The organism is Haloarcula amylovorans, assembly GCF_004681185.1.
GTDB lineage: Archaea > Halobacteriota > Halobacteria > Halobacteriales > Haloarculaceae > Haloarcula > Haloarcula amylovorans.
Genome location: NZ_SRIF01000002.1, coordinates 248,494 through 272,995 on the forward strand (window position 1 = coordinate 248,494; position 24,502 = coordinate 272,995).

The following is a 24,502-nucleotide window of genomic DNA, read 5'->3' on the forward strand; positions in this document are numbered from 1 at the left end:
CAAAAGTCGAAGACTTCTGATGTCGAGGCGAATCGAAGATTCGCCGACCATTGGAGAGCTTTGCTCTCCAAGAGGCTGCATCAGAGCTTCGCTCTGATGAACGTGGGCGAAAAAGACGCGAATCGCGGCGCGATTCGCGTGAACCGGCGGCTTCGCCGCCGGATGCTCTCAGGCCAGCCTGCCCTTCCCCGTCTTCGCGCGACGGAGCGCGCTCCCGGCCACTGCACCGCTCTCAACTGCCGACCGCTGGCCGCCGGTCGGCGTCAGTCCCGAAGCGGCTGGCGAGGGCCGACCCGACGAGGAGACAGCACAAGAGCGCGCCATACAGGAGGAAGTGAACGGGGCTGTCCGGCGTCATCGCGCGTTCGACGAGCGCCATCCCGACCAGATACGCGAGGGGGCCGCCGGCGGCGAGCGAAGTGGTGGGGATACCGATCGTTCGGGAGAACGCGGCACCGGCGGCGACGGCGAGGAGGGCAACGAGTGCAAGCGTCGGAGCGGTTCCGACGCGATCGCTGAGAGCGGTCCAGTAGACGGCTCTCGGGGGCCAAAGGAGGGCTCCGGCGAGGAACGCGAACGCGCCGCCGGCGACCGCCTCGGTGATACGGTTCTCCATACAATTCCTTCGGTAAGATCTGTCAAACCAGTTGTGGGACCGACGACCGCTCGGTTCCGGCGCTATCGTCCCTGTGTCAGTCGGAAGCCGATCTGTCGGGGGAGGCCGGCGTCCTCGACGGCGTGGATGACTTCGTCGGTGTCGTAGTCGACGCGGCGGTCTTCGACGGACATCTCGTCCAGATCGAGTACCGCGTACGCGGCCCGGTAGTCGCCGTCGCGCGGTTGGCCGACGCTACCCGGGTTCAGCACGATGCCCTCGTCGTACACCTCGTGGTACTGGCGGTGGGTGTGGCCCATCACCAGCACGTCCTCCTCGTCCAGCAGTTCAGGGCCGAACTCCTCGGGGTAGGTGTAGTGGTCCGGGTCCTCGGGGTGGCCGTGGACGAGCTTGACGCGGCCGTCACAGGTCAGTCGCTCGTCGGGCAGTTCGGCCAGCCAGTCGAGTTGCTCGTCGCCGAGCTGCTCGCGGGCGTGTTCGACGCCAGCTCGGGCCATGTCGTTGAACGCGAAGGGACTGTCCTCGGCGACCGCTCGGTCGTGGTTGCCCATCACCGTCGGCACTTCTTCGTCGGGCCACGGCACGCCCTCGGGCAGGCCGCCCGATTCGCCGCGCATCGCGTCGACGCAGTCGGCGTGCCACGGGTTATAGCCGACGACGTCGCCGGCACAGACCAGCCGGTCGACCGACGGCATATCCGAGAGGACCGCCGCTAGCGCGACCCGATTGCCGTGGATGTCTGAGATGACACCAAGTTTCATTGTCACCGCCTAACAGGTCCAGACCCTTGAGTGTCGCCACCGACTCAGTTACTGTGTGCCGCCAACCGCGCTGTCACTCGCCGTTGTACACTGAGATGTCGAAGTCGCCAGCCGACCCGGAGACGCCGGCCGCACAGACAGCGTGTTCGAACTCGTGGTCGTACACCTCGCGGGCCGCTCCTTCGGCGTCGCTCGCGCCGAGATCGAACGCCGTCGGGCTATCCTCCTCGTAGGTCGCGACCAGCGTCGGTTCCGTGACTTCCTCGACGAGCAGGGCGTCCCGGCGGACGGTGCCGATGACCGCACCCGGCCCGTCGGCAGTCGTCGTCGGGTCCGATTCATCGATACCGACGACACCGGCGATGCGCGGCGTGTCGTAGTCGTCCTTCTCGAAGTCCAGCGCCAGCAGCGGTTCGGCCAGGGCGTCCCGTGCGGGATATCCCAGTTCGAGTTTCTCGGCGATAGGGTCGACGTGCGACCCGTTGCCCACGACGGCACCACGTTCGGTGACGCGGACCCCGTTGTAGGAGATGTAGGGGTTGTCCGTCTCGGGGGCGTCCGGCGTCGGTTCGACGGTGACGGTGTCGCCGCGTTCGGTTGCCTGCCGGTTCGGGAATGACCGCGAGGAGACTCGGTACGCGCCGACGGTCGGCCCGACGACGACGAAACGTCCAACGTACATACGCCACGGTGGCGGCCAACGCGGCAAAGCCGTGTCGATGTCCGCCCGCGAGAAACGGCGATATCGGTACACGGCCACCGAGCGTTGAAATACCAACGGGCGGGGAACCGGTGTATGACCACACCGGACGACTGCGTTCGCGCGCTGCGACGAGCAGCGGCCGACCTCGACGAGTCGCCGACGAAAGCGCAGTACGAGAAGTTGGGACTGACACCCGCCTCGGCGACCATCCAACGCGTGATGGGTAGCTGGAACGCGGCCAAAGAGGAAGCGGGACTGGCGACGAACGCTTCTCGCGGCAGTCGAGTACAATCGAAACCGGATGACGTGCGACTGCCGGAGGGGCTGACGTGGGCCGACCTGAGTCAGGACCAACGCTGGCACTACAAGAACCGGGAGTGGAACGGTCGCAGAACACTGGACAGGCGGGCGCGCCATCGAGCGTGGGTCCACGAACGGAAACGAGATAGCGATGGCTGCACTCGCTGTGACGAGACCGATCCAGCCTGTCTCGACTACCACCACCGTGACGAGGCGGACAAAGAGATGACTGTCTCCGAAATGGTGACGCACGGTTACTCGAAGGCGAAACTCAGAGCGGAGATGGCAAAGTGTGACATCCTCTGTGCCAACTGTCACCGCAAAGAACACTACGAGATTCCGCCACACGTCCGGTCACTAGAGCCGACGTCGTTGGATGCCGACGGCTGACACGCTTGCTCGACTCCGCAACACTGAAATACGACAGCCGGATATACTGGGATGTACGCCACCAGACGCGGATGGTGGCGAACGTGTCACAGTTCCGTGGGGTAGCGGCCAATCCTGTTGCCTTCTGGGGGCAACGACGAAGGTTCGAATCCTTCCGGAACTATTCTGCGACGGACATGAGAAGCGAATAGCAGACAGTAGAATCGAACCCTGAAAGACGAGGAGACGAGTCTTTCATCGGTTCGAATCCAGGATGGACTATTTCTCAGCGAACGACCGACGAGCACCGTCTCCATCTAGCGGGCGGCTACTTGTGACTGGCCGTCCGAGGTACGCTATGGCTCCCGAACACGTCCTCGTTCCGCTCGACGGGTCGCCGCTGGCCGACGAGGCGCTGGTCCACGCGCTCGACACCTTCGACTGCCGGGTGTCGGTGCTGAACGTCGTCGCGCCGTTGGATAGCGGAATGAGCGAGGGCGGCGTCCTCGAACCCGGCGAGGAGCGCCAAACAGAGGCGACGGTACGCGCCGAGGCGGTAATCGAGCGAGCGAAGCGACGAGCCGAGGAGGCTGGCCGCGAAGTCGAGACGGCAGTAGAGACGGGCGACCCGGCCGAGACCATCGTCGAGTACGTCGAGAACCACGATGTCGACCAGGTAGTGATGGGCGGCCACGGCGGGTCGCGCAACGAACTGGCCCGACGGTTGCTAGGGACGGTCTCGACGGCGGTGGTTAGCGAAGCGCCGGTGACGGTGACCGTCGTCCGCTAGGCTGGCCCCAACGCCGCGGCGAACACCCGGTAGAGGCCGAACCCGACGGCGACGGAGGTGACGAGCGTTATCAGCCAGAAGCCGAGCGTTACGCCGATTTTCCGGCGGGAGACGCCCGCCGACCCGCCGGCGAGGCCGCCGCCGATGACGCCGGAGATGATGATGTTGTTGAACGAGATGGGGATGCCCAGCGCGATGGCGAGCTGGGCGATGATGAATCCCGGAACGAGCGCGGCGATAGAGCGGCGCACACCGAGTTGGGCGTACTCGCGGGAAGTCGCTTGCAGAAGCCGTGGCGCGCCCATCCACGCGCCGCCGAGGATGCCGACCGCGCCGACCGCCAGCAGGACGAGGCCGGGCAGACCCAGTTCCGCCCGGTAGAGGTTTTCGAGGGGGCCGGTCGCCAGTCCGACCTGACTCCCGCCGCTGGAGAAGGCGACGACGCTCCCGAGGACGACCAGAAACGTCTTGATACCGCGGTCGACGGACGCCTGCGTGCGCTTGCGGATGAACGCGAAACTGAGCGCGGCGAGGAGAAGGGACGCGATGAGGGTGACGCCTGGCAGCGGGACGAGCATGGCAGCGAAGCCGGCCAGCGAGTTTTGGGTCGCGCCGGGCGGTGCGGGAATGACGCTCAGCTCCGCATTGGCGACGATGCCGCCGACGACGGCCGCGAGCAGCGGGACGCCGACGGTCTCGGGCACGTCGTCGCGGCGCAACAGCGTCGCAGTGAGGTAGGCGAGCCCGCCCGAAACGGGAGGGACGAGCACCCAGAACGTCGCGATTCGACGGTAGGTGTCGAAGAGGGGAGTGCCGCCCAGTGAGAGGCCGACGCCGACCATCGCACCCGTCGTGGCGAAGGCAGCGGGGACCGGATAGCCCGTGTAGACCCCGAAGGCCATGAACGCCGTCGCGGTCAACAGACCGGCGGTCGCCGCAAGCGACGTTATCTGGACGCCCCCGATGAGCCCGGCACCGACGGTTTCGGAGATGCTGCCGCCCTGTGTGAGTGCGCCGAGCGCCGCGAGAATGCCGATGAGGAAGGCGGCCCGCATCGTCGAGATGGCGTTCGCGCCGATGGCGGGGGCAAAGGGCGGCGAGTTGCTGTTGGCCCCCAGTGCCCACGCCGTCACCAGCCCAGTCACCGTCGCCAACGCGACCAGTGCCCAGAACACCGCGTCCGCCACCGGGAAATCAGGCCCCCCGGAACGGTCCGCTCGCGCTCATTGCTTGCCGTTCACACGGACGGCGGATAAACGTTCGCGCAGCTCCTTCATTCATCTGTAATTTCAAAGCATATCGGCAAGTCGTGCGATCACAAAACTCATATCATTGTACTCGGAAAACAACGTTCGAGTGATATGTCCCCGACTATCGCCGTCGCGCACTACCCTGAAGGTGCGGGACACGCGACGCGGATGCTCGGTATCGCCGACGCCCTCCAGTCGGCCGGTGCCACGGTTCGGATGGCTGGCGGCGGTGCCGGCACCGAGTTCGTCGAACTCAACGGCTACGACGAGTTCGAACCGACGACAGTCGACTACATCGATACGTACCAGGACGGCTCCGTCTGGCAGACAGTCAGCCAGAGCTTCCCGGCGAGTCTCGGCCGTATCGCCGACTATCGGGCGTGGCTTGACGCCGTCTCACCCGACGCGTTGGTCACCGACGATATGTTCGCCGCGATGGCCGCGGCCAAGTGTTCGGTGCCGCTGTACGTCTTGAAACACGACATGCCGGGGCTGTACCGCGACCGCATCGAGCGGTTGGGCGCGCAGTTTCACACCACCTTCCAGCTATCGGCCGCCCGGGAGTTCTTCTACCCCGCGGTCTGGCCGAAGTCGTCGGCCGACCCCGACCGCGCGACCCGGATCCCACCGGTCGCGCTGGACGGCGAACCGCGGGTCCGCGAGGCGGCGGACGTGGTCGTCGTCCCGAGCCAGTTCTCCTCGCTGGACCACCTCGCAGACCGCCTCCGGTCGAATGGATACGACGTCATCAACGTCGCCGACGACGACTGGGACGCGGTTCCGTCCCTCCTCCCGTATATCCGCGGGGCAGACACCGTCGTCTGTTCAGGTTACTCGACGATAATGGACGCCGCCGTCGCGGGGACGCCCTGTGTGGTCTTCCCGGAGACGGCTGAACAGGACGCCGTCGCCGACTGGCTCGACCGGTTCGACGTGACCGGGTTCACCGTCGTCGATGACTCACTCGCGGCGCTCGAAGCCATCGAGCGTCCGCTCGAAGCGCCCGATTTCGACAACGGTGCGGGGGACGTCGCACGGCGAGTGCTGGCCGACTTGGGCGAAACCGCGACGACCACATCGACCGCGGCGGTCGAACGACGTGCGGATCCCGACTGTGAAGTTGCGACGGCGGCGGGTCTCGGGACGCTCGTCGGCGTTCCGGCGCTGGCGACGGCAGTTGTCTGGGCGACGGCCGACGTCGCTTCGACGCGGAATCCCGCCCAGGTTGGCACGCTTGCCAGCCAAGCGGCGGCCGCATCTGGGCGGCTGGTACGCGCCGTCGGTGACGGCGTCCACGATGTCGCTCGAAGAGTCCGTCGCGGCGGGAGCTAACAGTCGCGGCCGTTACAGCCGACGGTATCAGTAACCGAGCGACTCCTTCACGAGGATGAGCGTCGTTCGGCCTTCTTCGGCCTCCTGCCGGTAGATGAGCTGTTTCCCGATCATACTGCCCGTGCCGTAGGCGTCCTCCGCGCGGGCGTCTTCGAGCGGGAACGCCACGCCCTCCAACCGGTCGAGCGCGGCGTCTAGACCCTCGACGATCTTGTTCGTGCCGGCGACCAGCAGGAGATTCTCGGCGGCGAAGGGGTACGCGCCGATGCGACTGCCGGAGGCGTCGGCGGCGACGAGTTCGCCGGTCGCGGCGATGGCGTTGACGCTCCCGAGGAAGTAATCGACGGCCTGTGCCTCGCGGCGGGCACGCTGACGCTCGGCGTCGTCGTCGATGCCGTACACCTCGGCGTGGCGGTTCTCCCAGTCGTGGTCGCCCTCCATGAGGTACTCCATGAAGCCGATCTCTTCGAGCGTCGTCGAGTGGCCGTCCATCACAGACGCCCCCGCAGGGATGCGCTCTCGCAGTTCGTCGAGCGCGGTTTCGCCGTCTTCGACCACGACGACGTCGAAGCCGCGTGACTGCAGGTTTTCGACTGCCGCGTTGAGCTCTTCGTCGCTGGGGTGTTCGTCGAGCGATTCGTCGTAGGAGACGCTGTCGGCGTAGCCGTCCTTGTTCTGGGACACAATACGCTGGTCGTCGGGGACCGTGAAAAGCGCTCGCGGACGCCGCTGTCACCGGGTTACGCGGGTGTTACCCGACGAACGATTTCCAGACGGACCGGCCGAACACTCATGTGCCCGTGTGACCCACTCAGAGGTATCGAATGTCGCGCCGCTACGACCACGCGAAGGTCCAGGAGTACTGGCAGCACGTCTGGGAGCGAGAGGGGGTCTTCGAGTGTCCCGACACGGCCGAGAACCCCACGTACGTCCTCGGGATGTTTCCTTACACTTCCGGGTCGTTGCATATGGGGCATATCCGGAACTACGCTATTACCGACGCCTACGCCCGATACCGCCGGATGGCTGGCGACGACGTGCTCCACCCGATGGGATGGGACGCGTTCGGCCTGCCTGCCGAGAACGCCGCCTACGAGCGTGATACGGACCCCGAATCGTGGACCCGCGCCTGCATCGAGCGGATGCGCGACGATCTCCGGGAGATGGGCTTTGGCTACGACTGGAGCCGCGAGATAACGACCTGCGACCCCGAGTACTACCGCTGGAACCAGTGGCTGTTCACCCGCCTCCACGAGGCCGGGCTGGTCGAGTACGACGCGGCGACAGTCAACTGGTGTCCCGACTGTGAAACCGTGCTGGCAGACGCACAGGTCGAGACGCCCGCTGGCGTCGAAGACGAACGCGGCCGAACCCACGGCCACGACCACGCCGGCGGCGTCTGCTGGCGCTGTGGCACCGCCGTCACCCAGCGAGAACTGGACCAGTGGTTCTTCACTATCACCGAGTATGCCGACGAACTGTACGACGGACTGGACGATTTGGACGGCTGGCCGGAGGGGGTCCGGGACAGCCAGCGCAACTGGATCGGTCGACAGGCGGGCGCGACGGTCGCGTTCGACGTCGGCGGAGTGAGCGGCACCTCGGCGTCGGCAGACGACGAGACGGTCGAGGCGTTCACGACCCGCCTCGACACCGTCTACGGCGCGACGTACCTCGCGCTCGCGCCAGGTCACGAACTCGCCCGGGAGGCTGCCGACCGCGACGAGTCGGTCGCGGCGTACGTCGAGTCGGTCGCCGGGACGGACGACGCCGGCCTGAGTGGTGTCGAAACGGACCTCGTGGCGACCCACCCGTTCACCGGTGAGGAGATTCCGGTGTACGTCGCCGCCTACGTCTTAGACGACGTGGGGACCGGCGCGGTCATGGGTGTGCCCGCACACAACGAGCGCGACCACGCCTTCGCCGCCGAACAGGACCTGCCGGTCCGACAGGCCGTCGAACCCGTCGACGGCAGCGAGACGGAGCTCCCCGACGAACCCTACACCGACGACGGGATGTTGACCGACAGCGGGGAGTACGATGGCCTGGCGAGTACGGCCGCTCGGGACCGACTCCTCGACGCCGACGCCGCCTCGGAGGCGACGACCTACCGCTTGCGGGACTGGCTCATCTCTCGGCAGCGCTACTGGGGGACGCCGATTCCAATCGTCAACTGCGACGACTGTGGGCGCGTCCCGGTCCCCGACGAGGAGTTGCCCGTCGAACTCCCCGAGTACGTCCAGACGACCGGGAATCCACTCGACGCCGCCGAGGAGTGGAAGGCGACCAGTTGTCCGGACTGCGGCGGTGACGCCACCCGTGAGACGGACACGATGGATACGTTCGTCGACTCCTCGTGGTACTTCCTGCGATACTTGTCTCCCCATTTCGAAGACGCGCCGTTCGACCAGCAGACCGCGGACGAGTGGCTCCCCGTCGACGTCTACGTCGGCGGCGAGGAACACGCCGTCCTCCACCTCCTCTATATCCGCTTTTTCACGCGGGCGCTGGCGGACCTCGGCCTCCTGAACCGTCGGGAACCCGTCGACCGACTCATCAATCAGGGGACGGTGCTCCACAGCGGCGAGAAGATGTCCAAATCGAAGGGCAACGCCGTCGCGCCCCACGAGTACGGCGCGGAGACCACGCGCCTGTTCGTCCTCTCGGCGGCCCACCCCGCACAGGACTTCGAGTGGACGGTCAAGGACGTCTCGACGGCCTACGACTTCCAGCAGACGCTCTACGAGATGGTCGACGAGTACACGGCGATGCGTGGCCGTTCGGACCGTGCGAGCGATGAGGCGACCGGGCCGCCGGCGGACCGCACGGAGAGCGCCCCCCACGACGCCTATCTCGAACGCGAGATCGACCGAACTATCGCCGCCGTCACCGACGAATACGACCGCTTTCGCTTCCACCGCGTCGTCGGCGAACTCCAGCGGTTCGCTCGGTTACTCCGCCGGTACGCCAGCTACGAACCGCCCTACCGGTTCGCCTACAGCCGCGGCCTACGCGTGTTGACGAAACTCGTTGCGCCCATCGCGCCGGCGCTGGCCGAGGAACTGTGGCACCGCTTGGACGAGGACGGCCTCGTCGCCGAGGCCCCGTGGCCCGAATCGCTTCGGGACGTCGAGTGGTACCGCATCGAGCGCGAACTCGTCCGGACCACGCTCGACGACGTGCGCGACATCACCGACGTGGTCGACATCGAAGACCCCGAGCGAATCGAGATCGTCGTTGCCGATGACTGGAAGTACCGCGCCTACCGCATGGCTCAGGAGGCCGACCCCGGTGACGCAATCGTCGGCGAAATCATGGGCGAGGAGTCCATCAAACAGCACGGCGACGCCGCCGCCGATTACGCCGCCGCCCTTGCCGACCGCGGGGCGGGTCTGGAACCCGTCGTCGACGGGGACCGGGAACTCGACGTGCTCTCGCAGGCCGCGTGGCTGTTCGAGGACGAGTTCGGCGCCGACGTGACCGTGCGGCGGGCCGACGGCGACGACGACTTGGCCCGGAAAGCTCGGCCCAACAAGCCAGCTATCCACATCTCCTGAGCGGAACCCGACGCGGCCGTCCGAATTCCGGTCGGCGGTCGCGATGACCCTCGCGACCACGGTAACCTCGTCTTAGCGGCGGTCACGTGAGCTTGCTAATTGGTACCGTGTGACAAACTCTGGCGGCGGTGTTTCTGCCGGTAAATAACTACGCTCGACGGTGACGTCGTTCTACTTGGGCGGTTTCGCCCGGAGGATGGCATGACACGAGACGCCGACCCACCGAAACACACCGACACCGACTCTCCGGCCGCCGAGACACGCGACCGAGATATCGACCCGGACCAACTCTCTCACCTCCCGTTCCTGCGGCGGGACTTCCTCACCGACTCCGCGAAACTCGGCGCCGGCGCGCTTGCGCTCTCCTCGACCAGCGGCGTCGCCGCCGCGCAGGCCGCCGACGGACAGACCGAGGACGGGCAGGTCGACCAGCCAGAGGGAGCGACCATCGACGTTCTCGCCCCGCACGCTACCTTCACCGACGACGTGGGGATGGCGCTGGGTGTCACCTTCGAGCAGGACGGCGACGAAGCCGCGTTCCTCCGCGACGCGTCGACTATCCTTCTCGCTCGGGTGACGCTGGAACCGGGCGGGACGACTGGCTGGCATACCCATCCGGGACCGGTCGTCGTCACCCTCGTCGAAGGCGAACTCGACGTCGTCTTCTCACACACCTGTACCACCCACACCTACACGGCTGGTGACGCGTTCGTCGACCCCGGTGGCCACGAAGAAGTCGCGAGGAATCCGAGCGACACCCAACAGGCCGTCGCCTACGCGCTGTTCCTCGGTGTCCCCGACGGCGAGCCGCCGACGACACACGTCGAGCCACAGGATTGCTGAGTACCGCCCTGTACGCGGCCCCACTTCGGTTCGAGGTCGGTCTCCGCGTCCCCGTTCGCGGCGGGCCCCACGTTTTTCCGACTCGCTGGCATACGGCCGGCTATGGAGCAACGCACGCTCTCGGTGAGTGGCATGTCCTGTACGGGTTGTGAGGAGTCGGTCGAGGGGGCCGTTCTCGGCGTCTCGGGCGTCGAGGCGGCGACGGCGGACCACGAGGCCGGCACGGTCGTCGTCGAGACCAGTGGCACCGTCGACCACGACGCCCTCGACGAAGCCGTCTCCGAGGCGGGCTACTCGGTGGTCGACTGAGGCGTTCGCTCGGCCCGTCCCGCGGCCCCCGCTTTTCCGCCTCGCTGGCGTATCGCCGTCCATGTGACAGCGCACACTCGCCGTGACCGGCCTGGAGTACGCCGAGTGCGAGAAATCGGTCGAGGGGCCCCTCACGGGCGTCACCGGCGTCAAGTCGGCCCTCGCCGACGAGGAGACCGGCGAGGTCACCGTCGAGACGGAGGACGACGTCTCCGAACAGTCGCCGTTCGACGCGACGGCCGACGCGGGCTACGACCTCGTCCGCTAAGGCTCAGTCGGCGTTCCCGTGAGCGCGCTCGACCGCCACCAGCAGTTCCTCGCAGTCGTCGCCGTAGTGGAGGTGTGAGCGACAGTCACAGTCCGAACAGCCGAACGACTCGACGGCCTCGAACCGCTCGGTCCCGCCCAGTCGACGGGCCACGGCACACTCGATAGCCGCGGAAGTGGTGACGACGTGGTCGACGCGCGTTTCGGCCGCGCCTAGCAGATAGTCGACGTGCCAGTGGCGGGCGTCGTTCTCGCCGCTGGCGACGGCGCGATGGCGGTCGACCCGTGAGAACCCGCCCCCGCCCAGTGCGCTCCCGGTGTAGGCGTAGTACCCCGCTGGAAGCGACAGATCGCCGAGCGCGCCGACTTCGACGGTGCCGCCGCTGACGCGGTCGAGCAATAGCGTGTACGTCCCGCCGTCCATCGGGCGTTACGCGCCGATCTCTGGGTCGGCAGCGAGGTCGCCGAAGCCGTCGAGCCGGAACTCCCGCGAGTCCGTGCAGTCCTCGTTCTCGACGGCGAGTTCGCCGACGAGCCAGTTGAACTGTCGCGGGAACTCGTCGTACGGCGCTTTTTCGAAGGTGGAACGTACGTCCTCGGCGGTGAGGTCCTCGTCGTACTGTTCGGCGAAGGCCGCGACGTTCTCGGCGGCGGTCCCTGCGGTGTCGTCGTCGGTCTCCTCGGCGAACGCGTCGGCGAGTTCGTCGGTTAGCTCGGACATACGCGAGTGCAGGCGGCGAACTCACGTAGGCGTTCTGGATGCGAATCGCCCCGGCACCCGCGGTTTCTTGTGGGCTGACCGACAACAGTAGGGCATGCGACGCCCCGCCGAGAGTCCGACGGTGGTCACGCTCTGTCTCATCGTCGGTGTGTTCGCCCTCCAACAACTCGCAGGTGTGGTCGGCAGCGAGCGCGCGCTGTTCGCGCTGTCGAACCCGCTACTGGACCGGCCGTGGACGCTCGTCACCAGCGTCTACGCCCACGCCGGCCCATCGCACTTACTCGCCAACGCCGCCGCCCTCGCGCTCGCTGGTCTGTTGCTCGAACGGCGGACGACGAATGCTCGCTTTCACGGTTTCTTCGTCACCGTCGGCGCGCTCTCGGGTGTGACGCAGGTCGCGATGGCCGGACTCGTCGGCTCGTTCGTGCCCGGCATTCCGGCTCACGTCAGCGTCCTCGGAGCCAGCGGTGCCATCTTCGGGCTCTTCGGCTACCTGCTCGCGGCCAACCGCATCACCGAGACGGTCGTCGGCGGGTTCGAACTCGACCCCAGAGTTCAGTTGGCACTTGGGGGCGTCCTCGCCGCGGCGATAACGCTGCTAACCGCCAATCCCGGTGTCGCGCTTCTGGCGCATTTCACCGGCCTCTTGCTCGGCTTCCTTGCCGGGCGGGCGCACCTATTGCGACCCGCCGACGGCGCGCCCGCGACCGACCCGGCACGGTTCTGACCTACTCGACGAACACGTCGTCGTGAAGGGTCCCCGAGACTTCGTCGGCCAGGGTCCGGAGGTTGACGGTGTCCTCACGGTTGTACGACACCAGCGTCTCCAGTGCGCCGTCTCGGCCCCCTTCGTGTTCGCGCCAGAGCCTGACCGCGTCCTTCCCGGAGATGTCCGGTCGGTCGCGTTCGATGCCGATGTCCCGTTCGATCTGCTTGAGCCCGCCCGAGAGACCGACCTGCTTGCAGGTGTACATCAGATCGAGGTGGGGTCGGTCGAGGTCGACGTCGAAGTTCGCTTCGAGGAAGGGCACGTCGAAGCGCTTGCCGTTGAACGTCACCAGCAGGTCGGCGTCGGCGAACGCCGCTTGGAGGTTGCCGGCGGTGAGATCGTCGCCGGCCACCAGCGTCTCCGTCTCCCCGGCCTGATGGAGGCTGACCGTCGTCACCTGATTGCGGTGTTCATCCAGCCCCGTCGTCTCGATGTCGAAGAAACACGCCCGGTCGCGGAACGTCTCGTAGAGCCGCCACTGCTCGCTATTGGGGAACTGCCGGTCGAAGTAGCGAACGTCGGCGGCATCGAGGCGGTCACGCCCTTCGTGGATGAACTGCTGGATACGGTCGCCGCGCTTCCCGCCGACGATGCCCGGTTCGAACGCGTCCCAGTGGGTGATTCCCTGTTCCCAGATGGACCGTTCGGTCTTCTCGCCGACGCCGTCTACCCCGATGAAACTGTTCTCGACGCGCACGCTCTCGGGTACAGGGGGCGGCATATGTAAGTTCGTCGCTCACGCCCTCGGTGTGTCGACTATCTCACCGCACTATGGTGATTCTCCTCAGTGTCAACTTTGATTCTGCCGCCGAAACGTCGAAGCCACCGGGGGCCGCACACCGTGATATGACGGAGTATCTCGTCGCTACGTCGTCGGTTCACGTCACCGCGGCGGCGGCCGATTACTTGGAGGACTATCTCGACCCGGACGAAGACAGTCTCGTCGTCGTCGCGGTTCGAGAGCCCGGTCGACCTACGAGGGACGCCGAGGACGCTATCAACGTCGCGCGAGCGCGGTTCGGGACGCCAGCGCCGACGATGGAGACGCGCGAGGGTGACACCGTTCCGGAACTCCTGTCGGCGATCGACGAACACGACCCCGACGAGGTGGTCGTCGGGACCAACGGCGGGCGGGCGGCCGACCAGGGCGTCGGGTCGACGGTGACCGAACTGCTACGGCGACTTCGCCGCCCGGTCGTCGTCGTTCCTTTGCCGAGTTTCAACCGTCCCTGAACCGGTCGAACAACCCTGGTTCGGGAAACGAGAGGTCGAGCTCGACACCGAGGAGGCCCTCGGTCGCCGCGGCGACGGCCGGCGCGAGCGTCGATTCGAGATCGAGCGCGGTCGGAATCGGCGCGTCCGGCGGTGCCATCGGAATCGCGTAGTCGGCATCGGAAACGGTGAGTGCGCCTTCCGCGTCAGTTCGCGTAGCGACGACGGCGTCCGCCGGTGCGCCTACGTCGTGGAGTCGGCCGCGCTGTCGTGGCAACAGGTCGGTCCCCCGTCGGGCCGCCGGGACGACGAGCGCCCGACGCCGTGCGGCCACGAGCGCCGCGACCGACTGGTTGGCCGCGACCGGTGGGACGTCCAGGAGGACGTGGTCGAACCGCTCGGCGGCGTCGGCGACTGCCGTCTCGAATCGCCGCGCACTTTCGGGCGTCTTTGCCCGGGCGAGGCGCTCGAACGGCGCGTGGGCCGGACAGAGTGCGACACGGCCCGGCGCGTCGATGTCCCAGTCGTACAGCGCGTCGGCAAGCGACGCCTCGCCGGTCGCGACCGTAGTCACCTCGGCGTCGATGCGTCCCTCGACGAACGTCGCGAGTCCCTGTGTGGCGAACGCAGCGTCGAGGATGGCCACGGACCGATTCGCCCGTGCGAGCGTCGCCGCCACCTCTACGGCAGTCCTGGTCGTTCCGGCACCGCCGGTCACCCCTACGAGCGCGAGCGTCGAACTCCCCATAGCCTACGTGGCTCCCGTGATGGAATAAAAACCTCCCGACTGGCGACGGCTGAGCAAATACGGCCGACACGAACGCTTATGCTGCGGTACGTCCTCAGAAACTATGCAGAAGGTAATCAAAATGAAACGAAGTGGGGGCGAAAACAAGTGGAGTCGACGGGGATTTCTGCGGGCGGTCGGGGCGACCACCGCAATCGGGTCGTTGGCGGGCTGTGGCGGGCTCACGCAACAGGAGTTCGTCGCCGATGCCGTCGTGCTGCCCGCTGACGCACAGGCGCAACTCGGGATGAGCGCCGTCGTCGAGCAGCCACAACGAAACGAGATCGAGCGCACCGTTGGCGGACAGGACGTCAAAGCGACCATCGAGAGCTTCGTCTCGGTGTACGCACAGGGCGGAAGCGAAGGGACGTCGAAGGAGGAGGACGGCGCGAAAGACGACGAGTCGTTCCTCTCTGGATTCGCCGGTGACGGCGAGGACGGCGACATTTTCGCCGGACCGGCGACGGCGTTCGATGTCGTCGGCGGGACGGTGTCGTTCCTCGACGGCGACGACTCGGTCGACCCGCGCGGAATCGTCCTGTTTGCGCCCGCTGCGGCCCTGCGCTCCGGGCGCTCGCTCGATGCCGGGAACGTCCTCGCGGTGGCGCATCGCTCGGCGTTCGAAGGAGCGAAGGCGTTCGTTGCCGGTGACGACGGCGTGTTGTTCCCGGACTCGACGTTCTTCCCGGACACTCTCTTCGCGTCCGAAAAGCCGACGTGGCTCCCCGACGAGCCGCAGTGGGAATCGCCCGGTGAGGCGTCCGTCGCGTTCTTCGCCGAGGGTGACGCCGATGTGGCGCTGCCCGACGGGAAGCGATTCGAGGCCGGAACGGAGATCGACGCTGAGTTCGTCGCTGCGCCAGCCGACGCGTTCCTCGACCCCGGTGTCTCGGTCACTGACCCCGACCGCATGGCGAAATCGCTCGGTATCGACCCGTCGGAACTGGCCGTGACCGATCCCGACCGCATGTCTCGCGACGCCGGTCTCGTGATATTCTCGGACCGGAAGCGCGGCGTCCCGTTCGCGTACTTCCCGGGGTCTACGTGGTTCCCGGACTCGACGTTCTTCCCGGATACCCTCTTCGCCGGCGACCGGCAGGTGCTCGCCGCGCCGCTCGGAACGCTGTTCCCGGACTCGACGTTCTTTCCGGACGGCTATTTCTTCCCGGACGGCTACTTCACACCGGAGCGCCTCGCGCTGTTCTTCCCCTCGAAACCACTCGACGAGGTCCCGAAGCCGTTCGCTGCCGTCGAATCCGCCGCGGAGATAGCACCGGGCAAGACGCTGCTGTTCGCGCCGGTGGCGTTTCCAGACTCGACGTTTTTCCCGGATTCGACGTTCTTCCCCGACGGCTACTTCTTCCCGGATTCGACGTTCTTCCCGGACTCGGCGTTCTTTCCGGACACCATCTTCGCCGAAGCGAGCGGCGGCGCCGCGTCGGTCACGAGTTCGAAACCGTCCGAAGCGTTCCCGGATTCGACGTTCTTCCCGGACAGTACGTTCAGCCCGACCGAGGTGTTTCACTTCCCCGGCCGATTCAAGTTCTCGACGGATGTCTTCGCCGAGGGCGGTGTGCCGGTGACTTACCGCGCACAGTCGGGGTCGATGGCCGACGTGAACGAGAGCGAACTCGGCGGCGGCGTTCTCAGCGTCGGCGTGCTCAGCACGCCTGCCGCCAGCGTCGCCGGGCAGTCGCTCAACCCGCTCGCTCGCCTTGGACTCTCCGACCTGCTAACGAATGCGGGGGCCGAGTCGTTCCTCAGTTCCACGGGCGTCGGTTCGGGCGACGTGAACTGGGAACGCGGCCCGACGCGACTGACTACGAGCGAGGCGACGGTTCTCGGCGAGTCAACCACGCTTGAGACGTACGCAGGTGTTCTCAGCGGCGCGGACCCGAGCGTCGTCTACCTCCACCTTGCTCGCGTCGAGAACGGGAATAGCGTCGTCGTCGCGGCGGGCGTCCACAGCACCCCAGCCGAGGACACCGGGCGGCCGTTCGTCGGTGCAGACGGCTACCTCAGCCAGTCCGAGTTGGCCGATTACCGCGCGGACGTAGCCGCCGTCGACGAGGCGCTGGTCGTCCGCTAGTTGGCGTCTTCGATCGCCGCTGCGATGTCGTCCAGTTCGTCGTCAGAGAGGTCCGGCCGACTCCCGAACAGCGAGTGGATCGGGCGGCCGCCGTCGTCGGCGAAGCGAGGGACGATGTGGCCGTGGACGTGTGGCACCTCTTGGCCGGCCTCCTCGCCGTTGTTGAACGCGACCGTGCTGCCGTCGGCGTCGACGGCCGCTTCCACTGCCGGGGTGAGGTCGTGCAGCGCCGCGAACACGTCGCTTCCGACATCACCTGGTAGGTCCCCGAGCGTCTCGTGGTGAGCTTTCGGGATGACGAGCGTGTGGCCCGGAGCCAGCGGATTGGCGTCTAAGAAGGCCAGTACGTCGTCGTCCTCGTAAACGGTTCGACTCGGGATGTCGCCGGCGACTATCTGACAGAAGATGCAGTCGTCCTGTTGCTCTGACATGTTGAGTGGACACCTCGTGGGTCACTCGGAACGACGGACAGCAGAATGAAGAACGTGGTGGGTCGGTCCGTGGTGGGGACTGTTTCGAGTGCAGGGACCAAATCAGCGCTCGTAGACGCTCGGCGTCGGCCTGAGCGCCGCGTAGAACACGCAGAACAACACGACGACCGTGGCGATCGCAATCCCAACCGTCCCGCCGATGAGCGAAAGGCAGATTCCGAGGGCGAGGCTGAAGGCCGTCCACTTCACGGCGTCTGTCACGGGGTCGGAGGAGGGCATAACAGGAATACCTCGCGGCAGTTCAAATAGATGCGGGATAGATGACAGCTTCTCACCCGTCTACCTCCGTCGGGTTTTACTCGACCGTACGCGCAACGGCAGCGGCTAGCTCGGTCGCGTACTCGTCGTACTCGTAGCCCAACCGCGACAGCCACACCTCCTGATAGCTGGGGTGTAACAGCGGGACGATTGGAACGCCCAGCGCTTCGCTCTCGCGGACAGTCAACACGCTATCGAGAAAGCCGTCGACCCTCTCACCATCGAGGGCAAGAATGGTCTCGGTCGCGTGTTTCCCGGTCGGAACGACCGCCTTCGGAGCCACCGTCTCGACTTCCGCAACGAGGTACGGTCGGCAGTTCGCCAGTTCCTCGTCGGTCGGGTCGCGGTTCGCCGGCGGGTGGCACTTCACCGCGTTCGTGTAGTAACAGTCCTCGTGGCCGAACCCGGCGTCGGCGAGCAGGGCGCGTACCTTTCGCCCGGAACGCCGGGAGGTGTAGGCCATTCCCGTCAGGTTCCCGCCCTGCCAGTGGTCGGCCTCGGGGTCGCCCTCGGCGGGGGCTTCGCCGACGACGACCACGTCGGCGTCGAGCGGGCCGTTCCCCCACGAGATACACTCGCGGGCCTCGGCGAGGGCGGGACAGCGCTGACAGTCGGCGGCCTGTCGGTTGCGCTCGTCGAGGTCGGGAAATTCCGGCACGAACGGACGATGGGGTGGTGGCCCGAAAGAGTTGCTGGCCGCTCACGAAACGGTCGTTCTCGTGTTCGCTTCGACGGCAGATTTCGACGCTGTCGACCCACAACGCATTTGTTCCGCCCGGCTGACCCATCAGCAGTATGCCCTCCAGTTACGAATTCCGAACGATCGAGGTCGATAGCAGCGTGATGGTGGCCGGACTCGGTGGCGACGTCGAGCCGCCGGTCGCGCGACTAAACGAACTCGGTGCCGAGGGGTGGGATGTCGCTGCCCCTATCACCGACAAAACAGGGGAGACGGTCAGCCTCCTGTTGCGACGCGAAGCGTAGCACGCACAATCGATTGTCCTTTAGTGCCGGCGGCGGATTGGTTCGGTATGGACAGGTTCGCCGCAGTCGACGACCAGTACGACCCCGAGAGCGTCGAGGAGGGGGTCTTCTCTTACTGGGACGACGTCGACGCCTACGAGCAGACGAAAGCGCACCGCGCCGACGGCGAGGAGTTCTTCTTCGTCGACGGCCCGCCCTACACCTCCGGGGCCGCACACATGGGGACGACGTGGAACAAGACGCTGAAAGACCTCTACATCCGCTACCACCGGATGCAGGGGTACGACGTGACCGACCGGCCGGGCTACGACATGCACGGCCTGCCCATCGAGACGAAAGTCGAGGAGCGACTCGACTTCGAGAACAAGAAGGACATCGAGCGCTTCGGCGAGGAGAACTTCATCGAGGAATGCAAAGCGTTCGCCGAGGAGCAGCTAGAGGGCCTCCAGACGGACTTTCAGGACTTCGGCGTCTGGATGGACTGGGACAATCCCTACAAGACGGTCAATCCCGAGTACATGGAGGCTGCGTGGTGGGGCTTCCAGCGCGCTCACGAGCGCGGGCTGGTCGAACAGGGCCAGCGCTCCATCAACCAGTGTCCCCGCTGTGAGACGGCTATCGCCAACAACGAGGTCGAACGCGAGGAGGTCGGCAAACCCTCGATTTACGTGAAGTTCCCCTTGGCTGAGCGCGAGGGGAACCTCGTCATCTGGACGACGACGCCGTGGACCATCCCCGCCAACACCTTCGTCGCCGTCGACGGCGACGTGACCTATCAGGGCGTGCGAGCGACGAAAGACGGGGAGAGTGAGGTGCTCTACGTCGCGGAACCGCGCGTCGAGGACGTCCTCTCGAAGGGCCGCTACGACGACTACGAGGTCGTCGAGGAAGTCACCGGCGAGGAGATGGTCGGCTGGGCGTACGACCATCCGCTGGCCGAGGAGGTCCCCAACCACGCCAGCGGCGAGGGGTCGCTGCAAGTCTACACCGCCGACTACGTCGACGCCGAGGACCAGACGGGTCTCGTTCACTCCGCGCCGGGCCACGGTGAGGAGGACTTCGAACGCGGGCAGGAACTCGGTCTCGAGATCTTCTGTCCGGTGGGCAGCGACGGCGTCTACACCGAACAGGGTGGAGAGTACGCGGGCACGTTCGTCCGCGACGCCAACGACGATGTCATCGACGACTTAGCGGTGAAGGGCGCGCTTCTGGCCAGCGAGTCGGGCTACACCGTCAACGAGGGCCACTGCTGGCGGTGTAACACGGGAATCGTCCGCATCGTCACCGACCAGTGGTTCATCACGGTCACGGACATCAAAGACGAACTCGTAGCGAACATCGAGGACAGCGAGTGGCACCCCTCGTGGGCGCGGGACAACCGCTTCCGCGATTTCGTCGAGGACGCTCCCGACTGGAACGTCTCCCGCCAGCGTTACTGGGGCATTCCGATTCCCATCTGGCTCCCCGATAGCGAGGCGACAGCCTCGAACGGAAGTAGCGCGGAGCGAAGCTCCGCGGACCATTCGAGCGGGCAAAGTCCGCGAGAAGACGGCGAAGCCGCTGAAGACTGGAGCGGCGACATGGACGACGCCATCGTCGTCGGCGACCGCGAGGAACTCGCCGACCGAGTAGACCAGGACATCGATCCCGAGACGGTGGACCTGCACAAGGGGACCGTCGACGACCTCACCATCACCGAGGACGGCACGACCTACACCCGCGTCGGCGATGTCTTCGACGTGTGGCTCGACTCCTCCGTGGCGACGTGGGGAACGCTCGACTACCCCGAGCAGACCGAGGACTTCGAGCGCCTGTGGCCTGCCGACCTCATCATGGAGGCCCACGACCAGACCCGCGGCTGGTTCTGGTCGCAACTGGGGATGAGCACCGCCGCGACAGGCGAGATACCGTACAAGGAGGTGCTGATGCACGGCTACGCCAACATGCCCGACGGCCGCGGGATGTCGAAGTCCAAGGGCATCCTCGTCGACCCCCACGAGGTCATCGAGAAGCACGGTCGGGACCCGATGCGCCTGTTCTTGCTCTCCGTGACCGCACAGGGCGAGGACATGAACTTCTCGTGGGAGGAGACCCAGGAGATGCAGCGCCGGCTGAACATCCTCTGGAACGTCGCTCGCTTCCCGCTGCCGTACATGCGTGCCGACGACTTCGACCCCGAAGCGACGACGGTCGAAACTGTCCGAGACCACCTCGAACTCGCCGACGAGTGGGTCCTCTCGCGCCTCCAGAGCGTCGAGGAAGCGATGACCGAACACATGGACAACTTCGAGAACGACAAGGCCGCCGACGAACTGCTCGATTTCGTCGTCGAGGACGTCTCTCGCTTCTACATCCAGGTCGTCCGCGAGCGGATGTGGGAGGAAGAAGACAGCGACTCGAAGCGAGCCGCTTACGCCACGCTCTATCGCGTTCTCGAAGAAGTGGCCGCGCTGTTCGCGCCGTTCACTCCGTTCGTCGCCGAGAAGATATACAGTTCGCTGACCGGCGACGCGGGCCACCCGACGGTCCACATGTGCGACTGGCCGGAACCGACCGCCGACCTGCACGACCTCGCACTCGAAGATGAGATCGAGGTCGTCCGCGAAGTCGAGGAGGCAGGCTCGAACGCCCGTCAGCAGGCCGAGCGGAAACTACGCTGGCCGGTGACGCGCGTCGTCGTCGATACTGACAGCGACGCCGTGGCCGACGCCGTCCGCTCGCAGTCGGCCATCGTCGCCGACCGGCTCAACGCCCGCGCCGTCGACGTCGTCGGGGCCGACGAGACGTGGGGCGAACTCCACTACTCGGCCGCCGCCGATATGAGCGAACTCGGCCCGGCCTTCGGGGACGACGCCGGCCGCGTGATGAACGCACTCAACGACGCCCGTATCGAGGAGCCGTCACTCGATACCCTCGAAGGAGCCGTCGAGGACGCGCTCGGCGAGAGCGTCGAGTTAACCGAGGAGATGGTCGAGTTCCGCCGTGAGACGCCCGAGGGCGTCACCGGTACGGAGTTCGAGGCGCTCGACGGCGGCGGCGTCGTCTACGTCGATACCACGCTCACGGAGGACATCGAGAGCGAGGGGTACGCCCGCGAGGTCATCCGCCGAATTCAGGAGATGCGTAAGGAACTCGAACTGGATATCGAGGCTCGCATCGTTGTGGACCTCTCGATTGCCGACGACCGCGTGGACTCACTGGTGCGGGAACACGAGGCACTAATTACGGAGGAAGTGCGTGCCGACGAACTCGGGACTGTCGCGGACGGCCACCGCAAGACGTGGGACGTCGAAGGTGTCGAGATGGAGATCGCTATCGCCCCCGTGACGGCGGCGGAAGCGTCAGACTAAGTAGCCGACCTCTGCCACCCGAGACCACGTTTTTCAAAGGATGAACCGAGAACGCACGTCTGCAACCGAAGACGGTGTGAGTAACGGGTAACAACTGCTAACATCTCACAAGGAGAACTAGTCTGTAGCGCTCACTGCGAAGTCACGCGGCCGAGAGGGACACGTCGAACGGAGCGCGGGAGCAACCCATGGCAGCAACAGCACCACTCGCGGAGAACAAGGAACTCGCGCGGCGGATTCCCGAGGCGGTCGCCACGGAGGGCGATATCGACCTCCTCGACGATATCTGCACGCCGGACGTCGTCGACCACAGTCCGCTGGGCGAGGTATCGGGTCGTGAGGAACTGAAAGCACAGATAGCGGGGATTAGAGAGTCATTCGAGGGATTCTCGGCGACCGTCGAGGATATCGTCGCCGAGGGCGACACTGTCGCCATGCGTGTGACCCTACGCGGGGAACACGTCGGCGAGTTCATGGGCGTCGAAGCGACCGGAAAAGCGGTCACCATCGACAACATGGTGTTCACCCGCATCGAGGACGGCAAGATCGCCGAGCGGTGGGTCCAACCGGACCTGCTCGGCCTCATGCGACAGGTCGGCGCGGTCGACGTACCGATGAACTGAGGGACCGTCTCTCGACTTTTGTGTCGACGCGTTCGTGACCATTTCACCGGGGTCGCGGCGTTCGCTGGCATCCTCACGTACCGCTACCGGATTGGCCCGATGGTGAAAATCAGAGTTCCGCGGCGACGACGGGCGCGGCGCTGACCTCGCTGACAGCGCGTTCGAGCGTGTCGGTGCCGTAGACGGCTTCGACGCCAGCGATGGAGAGTTTCGTCAGCGCGTTGCCAGCGAGCATCGGGTGGACGCAGGTGACGAAGACGCGCTGTGCGTCTCGTTCCATCAGCACCTCGACCGACTCGCTCATCGTCGACCCCGTCGCGATGATATCGTCGACGAGCACCACGTCGCGGTCCCCGACCGGCGCGTCGCTTGGCGTTATCTGGATGTCGCCGCTGTCGTAGTCCCGGTCCTTCTCGAAGTAGTCCGTCTCGCCCTCGCCGTAGCCGTCTCTGGCTGTGACCGCGAGGTCGATTGCGCCTTCGTCCGGCGAGAGAAAGAGCGGGTCCTCCAAATTTTCGGGAAGCGGGTCGGCGAGCACCCCGGCGGCGTCGACGTCCGTCGCTGGAACGTCGAAGAAGTCACAGACGGCCGGTTCGTGAGGGTTGACCGTGATCACGCGGTCGGTGCCCGTCGAGAGGGCTCGCGCCATCGCCCGCGAGGAAACGGGCTGACCGGCCCGGAACGCTTCGTCTTGCCGAGCGTAGCCCATGTACGGCAGGACCGTAACGACCTCGCTGGCCCCGACTTCTCGGGCGGCGTCTTGCAACTGGAGCGCCTGTACGTGCGCGTCGCTATCCACCGTCGAGGCGACGACGACGGCTCGCTCGCCCGCCACGGCCTCGGGGAGCCGGACGACGTGTTCGCCGTCGGGGAACCGTTCGTACTCGACGCGAGCGAGGCGCTCGTCGGTCTCCTCGGCCAGCGCCGCCGCGAACGCTTGCGTGTCCGCCCCGGGGATAATCATGTGCGAGGGGTCGCTGGCCGGGCTAAACCGCTTTTCGATTCGAGGGCTAGCATCTGTAAACCGTTTCGATGGAACCAGCGCTGTTACACAGAACGACTGAAAGCCCCGACGCGGTCGGCGAACCCCGGTGACGCAAGCACCACAGGAGCGAACGAAGTGAGCGACGAGGAGCACAGCGAACCGCGGGAGCCGACCGCGTCGCCCCTTTCATTCCCGCCCTATTGTCGTTCTGACGGCCGTCTCTCGGCGGTTGCGTCACTGGCAGAAACCCAGCGGTTGCGTCACCGGCAGAGGCCTGTCGGCTGTGTCGTGGGCAGTGGGGCGGGCCGTCGCGCTACGCGACGGCCACGCCGACGACGTCGGGGAGGCCGAGCGAGCGCTGTCGCCACCCGCCGCGGCCGTCGGCGGTGGCCTCGTCCGCGGTGTCGACGAGGAAGGTCCCGTCCTCGGTGATGGCGTAGGTGTCGTCGCCGTAGGTCACGTCGATGACCCGTTCTCGGACCGGTAAATCGCAGGTCCACCAGTCGCCGTCCGTGAGGACGTACAGTTCGTCGGCGTCGGCCGCGTGGACGCGTCTGTCTCCGTCGCCGGACTGCGCGGTGTCGCTGGCGACGGCGCTGTGGCCGCCCGAGCGGAGCTCGGTCCACTCCGCGCCCGTCTGCTCGTAGAGACCGTCGGCGGTAGCGGCGTAGCCTGGCGTCACGTCGGTCACGTCGTGGAGACCGAGCCGGTTGCAGTCGGGGAGCGAGTAGACGCCGTCTTCGGCCCCCAGCAGGCCGCCGTCGATGGCGCGTACGTCCGCGACAGTACCCGTTTCGTGCCACGCGCCGTCGGCGTAGCGGCCGACTCGACCGTCGCCAGCGGCCAGCAAGCCGTCGGCGTCGTACCCCACCGCCGTCGCCGGTCCGAACCCGCTCTCGGCGAACCCATCGTCCGTCGAGACCAGCACCGACTCGTCGGTGGCGACCGCTATCTCGCCGTTCGCACCGGCGACATCCCGGGCCGAACATCGCTCTTCGAGGCTGAAACGACCGATCTGCCCGCCGGCGGTCTCGACGCGCGTGACGCCGAGCCCCGACGCGACGTAGGCGTGGGTCTGCGGGCGCGTCTCGCCGTACATCCGCTTCTCGGAGAGTGCGATGTCGTCGTCACTCACC

The 24,502-nt window shown here is 66.3% G+C and carries 27 protein-coding genes and 1 tRNA gene; 14 read left to right on the forward strand and 14 right to left on the reverse strand.

All coding sequences use genetic code 11. The features are described from left to right. Positions 1–232: 232 nt before the first annotated feature. The 3 genes from E4S61_RS08605 to E4S61_RS08615 form a co-directional block, all read right to left on the reverse strand. Positions 233–616, reverse strand: coding sequence for a hypothetical protein (locus E4S61_RS08605; RefSeq protein WP_135303530.1), 384 nt, complete (start codon positions 614–616; stop codon positions 233–235). Positions 617–678: 62 nt separating this feature from the next. Then, on the reverse strand, positions 679–1,377 hold the full coding sequence (locus tag E4S61_RS08610) for a metallophosphoesterase family protein (RefSeq protein ID WP_135303531.1): 699 nt from the start codon (positions 1,375–1,377) through the stop codon (positions 679–681). A gap of 73 nt (positions 1,378–1,450) precedes the next feature. Then, positions 1,451–2,059: an IMP cyclohydrolase gene (locus tag E4S61_RS08615; protein ID WP_135303532.1), complete on the reverse strand. Its 609-nt coding sequence runs from the start codon at positions 2,057–2,059 to the stop codon at positions 1,451–1,453. A 114-nt stretch (positions 2,060–2,173) separates the two neighbouring features. Here E4S61_RS08615 and E4S61_RS08620 point away from each other — a divergent pair, with 114 nt between their 5' ends. From E4S61_RS08620 to E4S61_RS08630, 3 genes are all read left to right on the forward strand, one after another. Then, positions 2,174–2,770: a homing endonuclease associated repeat-containing protein gene (locus E4S61_RS08620; RefSeq protein ID WP_135303533.1), complete on the forward strand. Its 597-nt coding sequence runs from the start codon at positions 2,174–2,176 to the stop codon at positions 2,768–2,770. Positions 2,771–2,860: 90 nt separating this feature from the next. Continuing rightward, positions 2,861–2,933, forward strand: a tRNA-Gln gene (locus E4S61_RS08625). 174 nt (positions 2,934–3,107) lie between these two features. Continuing rightward, positions 3,108–3,539, forward strand: a complete 432-nt coding sequence (locus tag E4S61_RS08630) for a universal stress protein (protein WP_135303534.1) — start codon at positions 3,108–3,110, stop codon at positions 3,537–3,539. Here the strand turns inward: E4S61_RS08630 and E4S61_RS08635 are convergent. After that, positions 3,536–4,726 (reverse strand): inorganic phosphate transporter, encoded by a 1,191-nt coding sequence (locus E4S61_RS08635; protein WP_135303535.1) that lies wholly within the window; start codon positions 4,724–4,726, stop codon positions 3,536–3,538. The genes E4S61_RS08630 and E4S61_RS08635 overlap by 4 nt on opposite strands. A 174-nt stretch (positions 4,727–4,900) precedes the next feature. Here E4S61_RS08635 and E4S61_RS08640 point away from each other — a divergent pair, with 174 nt between their 5' ends. Further along, positions 4,901–6,121, forward strand: coding sequence for a glycosyltransferase (locus E4S61_RS08640; protein WP_209309465.1), 1,221 nt, complete (start codon positions 4,901–4,903; stop codon positions 6,119–6,121). A gap of 27 nt (positions 6,122–6,148) precedes the next feature. On the opposite strand, the gene E4S61_RS08645 is transcribed toward E4S61_RS08640, so the two are convergent. Continuing rightward, positions 6,149–6,805 (reverse strand): lactate utilization protein, encoded by a 657-nt coding sequence (locus E4S61_RS08645; RefSeq protein ID WP_135303536.1) that lies wholly within the window; start codon positions 6,803–6,805, stop codon positions 6,149–6,151. Between the two features lie 140 nt (positions 6,806–6,945). Between E4S61_RS08645 and leuS the strand changes: the two genes are divergently transcribed. The 4 genes from leuS to E4S61_RS08665 all read left to right on the forward strand — a co-directional run bounded on the left by leuS (position 6,946) and on the right by E4S61_RS08665 (position 11,098). Then, positions 6,946–9,678 carry a leucine--tRNA ligase gene (gene leuS, locus E4S61_RS08650; protein WP_135303537.1) on the forward strand — a complete coding sequence of 911 codons (2,733 nt, stop codon included), beginning with the start codon at positions 6,946–6,948 and terminating at the stop codon, positions 9,676–9,678. A gap of 201 nt (positions 9,679–9,879) precedes the next feature. Then, the gene (locus tag E4S61_RS08655) at positions 9,880–10,521 is read left to right on the forward strand and encodes a cupin domain-containing protein (protein ID WP_135303538.1); all 642 of its coding nucleotides are present in this window, start codon (positions 9,880–9,882) and stop codon (positions 10,519–10,521) included. Positions 10,522–10,623: 102 nt separating this feature from the next. Next, on the forward strand, positions 10,624–10,830 hold the full coding sequence (locus E4S61_RS08660) for a heavy-metal-associated domain-containing protein (RefSeq protein ID WP_135303539.1): 207 nt from the start codon (positions 10,624–10,626) through the stop codon (positions 10,828–10,830). Between the two features lie 82 nt (positions 10,831–10,912). After that, positions 10,913–11,098, forward strand: a complete 186-nt coding sequence (locus tag E4S61_RS08665) for a heavy-metal-associated domain-containing protein (RefSeq protein WP_135303540.1) — start codon at positions 10,913–10,915, stop codon at positions 11,096–11,098. A 3-nt stretch (positions 11,099–11,101) separates the two neighbouring features. On the opposite strand, the gene E4S61_RS08670 is transcribed toward E4S61_RS08665, so the two are convergent. Continuing rightward, entirely contained in the window at positions 11,102–11,521 is a 420-nt protein-coding gene (locus E4S61_RS08670) for a GIY-YIG nuclease family protein (protein WP_135303541.1), read from the reverse strand. A gap of 6 nt (positions 11,522–11,527) precedes the next feature. Beyond that, the gene (locus E4S61_RS08675; RefSeq protein ID WP_135303542.1) at positions 11,528–11,818 is read right to left on the reverse strand and encodes a hypothetical protein; all 291 of its coding nucleotides are present in this window, start codon (positions 11,816–11,818) and stop codon (positions 11,528–11,530) included. A 94-nt stretch (positions 11,819–11,912) separates the two neighbouring features. On the opposite strand from E4S61_RS08675, the gene E4S61_RS08680 reads away from it, so the two are divergent. Then, a complete protein-coding gene (locus E4S61_RS08680) occupies positions 11,913–12,545 on the forward strand; it encodes a rhomboid family intramembrane serine protease (RefSeq protein WP_167768454.1) in 633 nt (210 codons plus the stop codon). A gap of 1 nt (position 12,546) precedes the next feature. On the opposite strand, the gene E4S61_RS08685 is transcribed toward E4S61_RS08680, so the two are convergent. After that, a complete protein-coding gene (locus E4S61_RS08685) occupies positions 12,547–13,284 on the reverse strand; it encodes a ribonuclease H-like domain-containing protein (protein WP_135304676.1) in 738 nt (245 codons plus the stop codon). Between the two features lie 149 nt (positions 13,285–13,433). Between E4S61_RS08685 and E4S61_RS08690 the strand changes: the two genes are divergently transcribed. Then, positions 13,434–13,820 (forward strand): universal stress protein, encoded by a 387-nt coding sequence (locus E4S61_RS08690; RefSeq protein ID WP_135303543.1) that lies wholly within the window; start codon positions 13,434–13,436, stop codon positions 13,818–13,820. Here the strand turns inward: E4S61_RS08690 and E4S61_RS08695 are convergent. After that, entirely contained in the window at positions 13,807–14,547 is a 741-nt protein-coding gene (locus E4S61_RS08695; protein WP_135303544.1) for an AAA family ATPase, read from the reverse strand. The two genes, E4S61_RS08690 and E4S61_RS08695, sit on opposite strands and share 14 nt — an antisense overlap. A 121-nt stretch (positions 14,548–14,668) precedes the next feature. On the opposite strand from E4S61_RS08695, the gene E4S61_RS08700 reads away from it, so the two are divergent. Further along, on the forward strand, positions 14,669–16,675 hold the full coding sequence (locus E4S61_RS08700) for a DUF6517 family protein (protein WP_135303545.1): 2,007 nt from the start codon (positions 14,669–14,671) through the stop codon (positions 16,673–16,675). Here E4S61_RS08700 and E4S61_RS08705 read toward each other — a convergent pair. From E4S61_RS08705 to E4S61_RS08710, 3 genes are all read right to left on the reverse strand, one after another. Next, positions 16,672–17,106: an HIT family protein gene (locus tag E4S61_RS08705; protein WP_135303546.1), complete on the reverse strand. Its 435-nt coding sequence runs from the start codon at positions 17,104–17,106 to the stop codon at positions 16,672–16,674. The two genes, E4S61_RS08700 and E4S61_RS08705, sit on opposite strands and share 4 nt — an antisense overlap. A 102-nt stretch (positions 17,107–17,208) precedes the next feature. Further along, on the reverse strand, positions 17,209–17,385 hold the full coding sequence (locus E4S61_RS25345) for a hypothetical protein (RefSeq protein ID WP_167768455.1): 177 nt from the start codon (positions 17,383–17,385) through the stop codon (positions 17,209–17,211). Positions 17,386–17,461: 76 nt separating this feature from the next. Next, positions 17,462–18,082 carry a uracil-DNA glycosylase gene (locus tag E4S61_RS08710; protein WP_135303547.1) on the reverse strand — a complete coding sequence of 207 codons (621 nt, stop codon included), beginning with the start codon at positions 18,080–18,082 and terminating at the stop codon, positions 17,462–17,464. A gap of 137 nt (positions 18,083–18,219) precedes the next feature. On the opposite strand from E4S61_RS08710, the gene E4S61_RS08715 reads away from it, so the two are divergent. The 3 genes from E4S61_RS08715 (at position 18,220) to E4S61_RS08725 (ending at position 22,381) form a co-directional block, all read left to right on the forward strand. Continuing rightward, positions 18,220–18,408, forward strand: a complete 189-nt coding sequence (locus E4S61_RS08715) for a DUF4177 domain-containing protein (RefSeq protein WP_135303548.1) — start codon at positions 18,220–18,222, stop codon at positions 18,406–18,408. 47 nt (positions 18,409–18,455) lie between these two features. After that, a complete protein-coding gene (gene ileS / locus E4S61_RS08720; protein ID WP_135303549.1) occupies positions 18,456–21,758 on the forward strand; it encodes an isoleucine--tRNA ligase in 3,303 nt (1,100 codons plus the stop codon). Between the two features lie 188 nt (positions 21,759–21,946). Beyond that, complete coding sequence (locus E4S61_RS08725) at positions 21,947–22,381, forward strand: ester cyclase (protein ID WP_135303550.1); 435 nt, start codon at positions 21,947–21,949, stop codon at positions 22,379–22,381. A gap of 109 nt (positions 22,382–22,490) precedes the next feature. On the opposite strand, the gene prs is transcribed toward E4S61_RS08725, so the two are convergent. Further along, complete coding sequence (prs, locus tag E4S61_RS08730) at positions 22,491–23,345, reverse strand: ribose-phosphate diphosphokinase (protein WP_135303551.1); 855 nt, start codon at positions 23,343–23,345, stop codon at positions 22,491–22,493. Positions 23,346–23,679: 334 nt separating this feature from the next. Next, positions 23,680–24,501 carry an HVO_0234 family beta-propeller protein gene (locus tag E4S61_RS08735; protein ID WP_135303552.1) on the reverse strand — a complete coding sequence of 274 codons (822 nt, stop codon included), beginning with the start codon at positions 24,499–24,501 and terminating at the stop codon, positions 23,680–23,682. Between the last annotated feature and the right edge of the window lies 1 nt (position 24,502).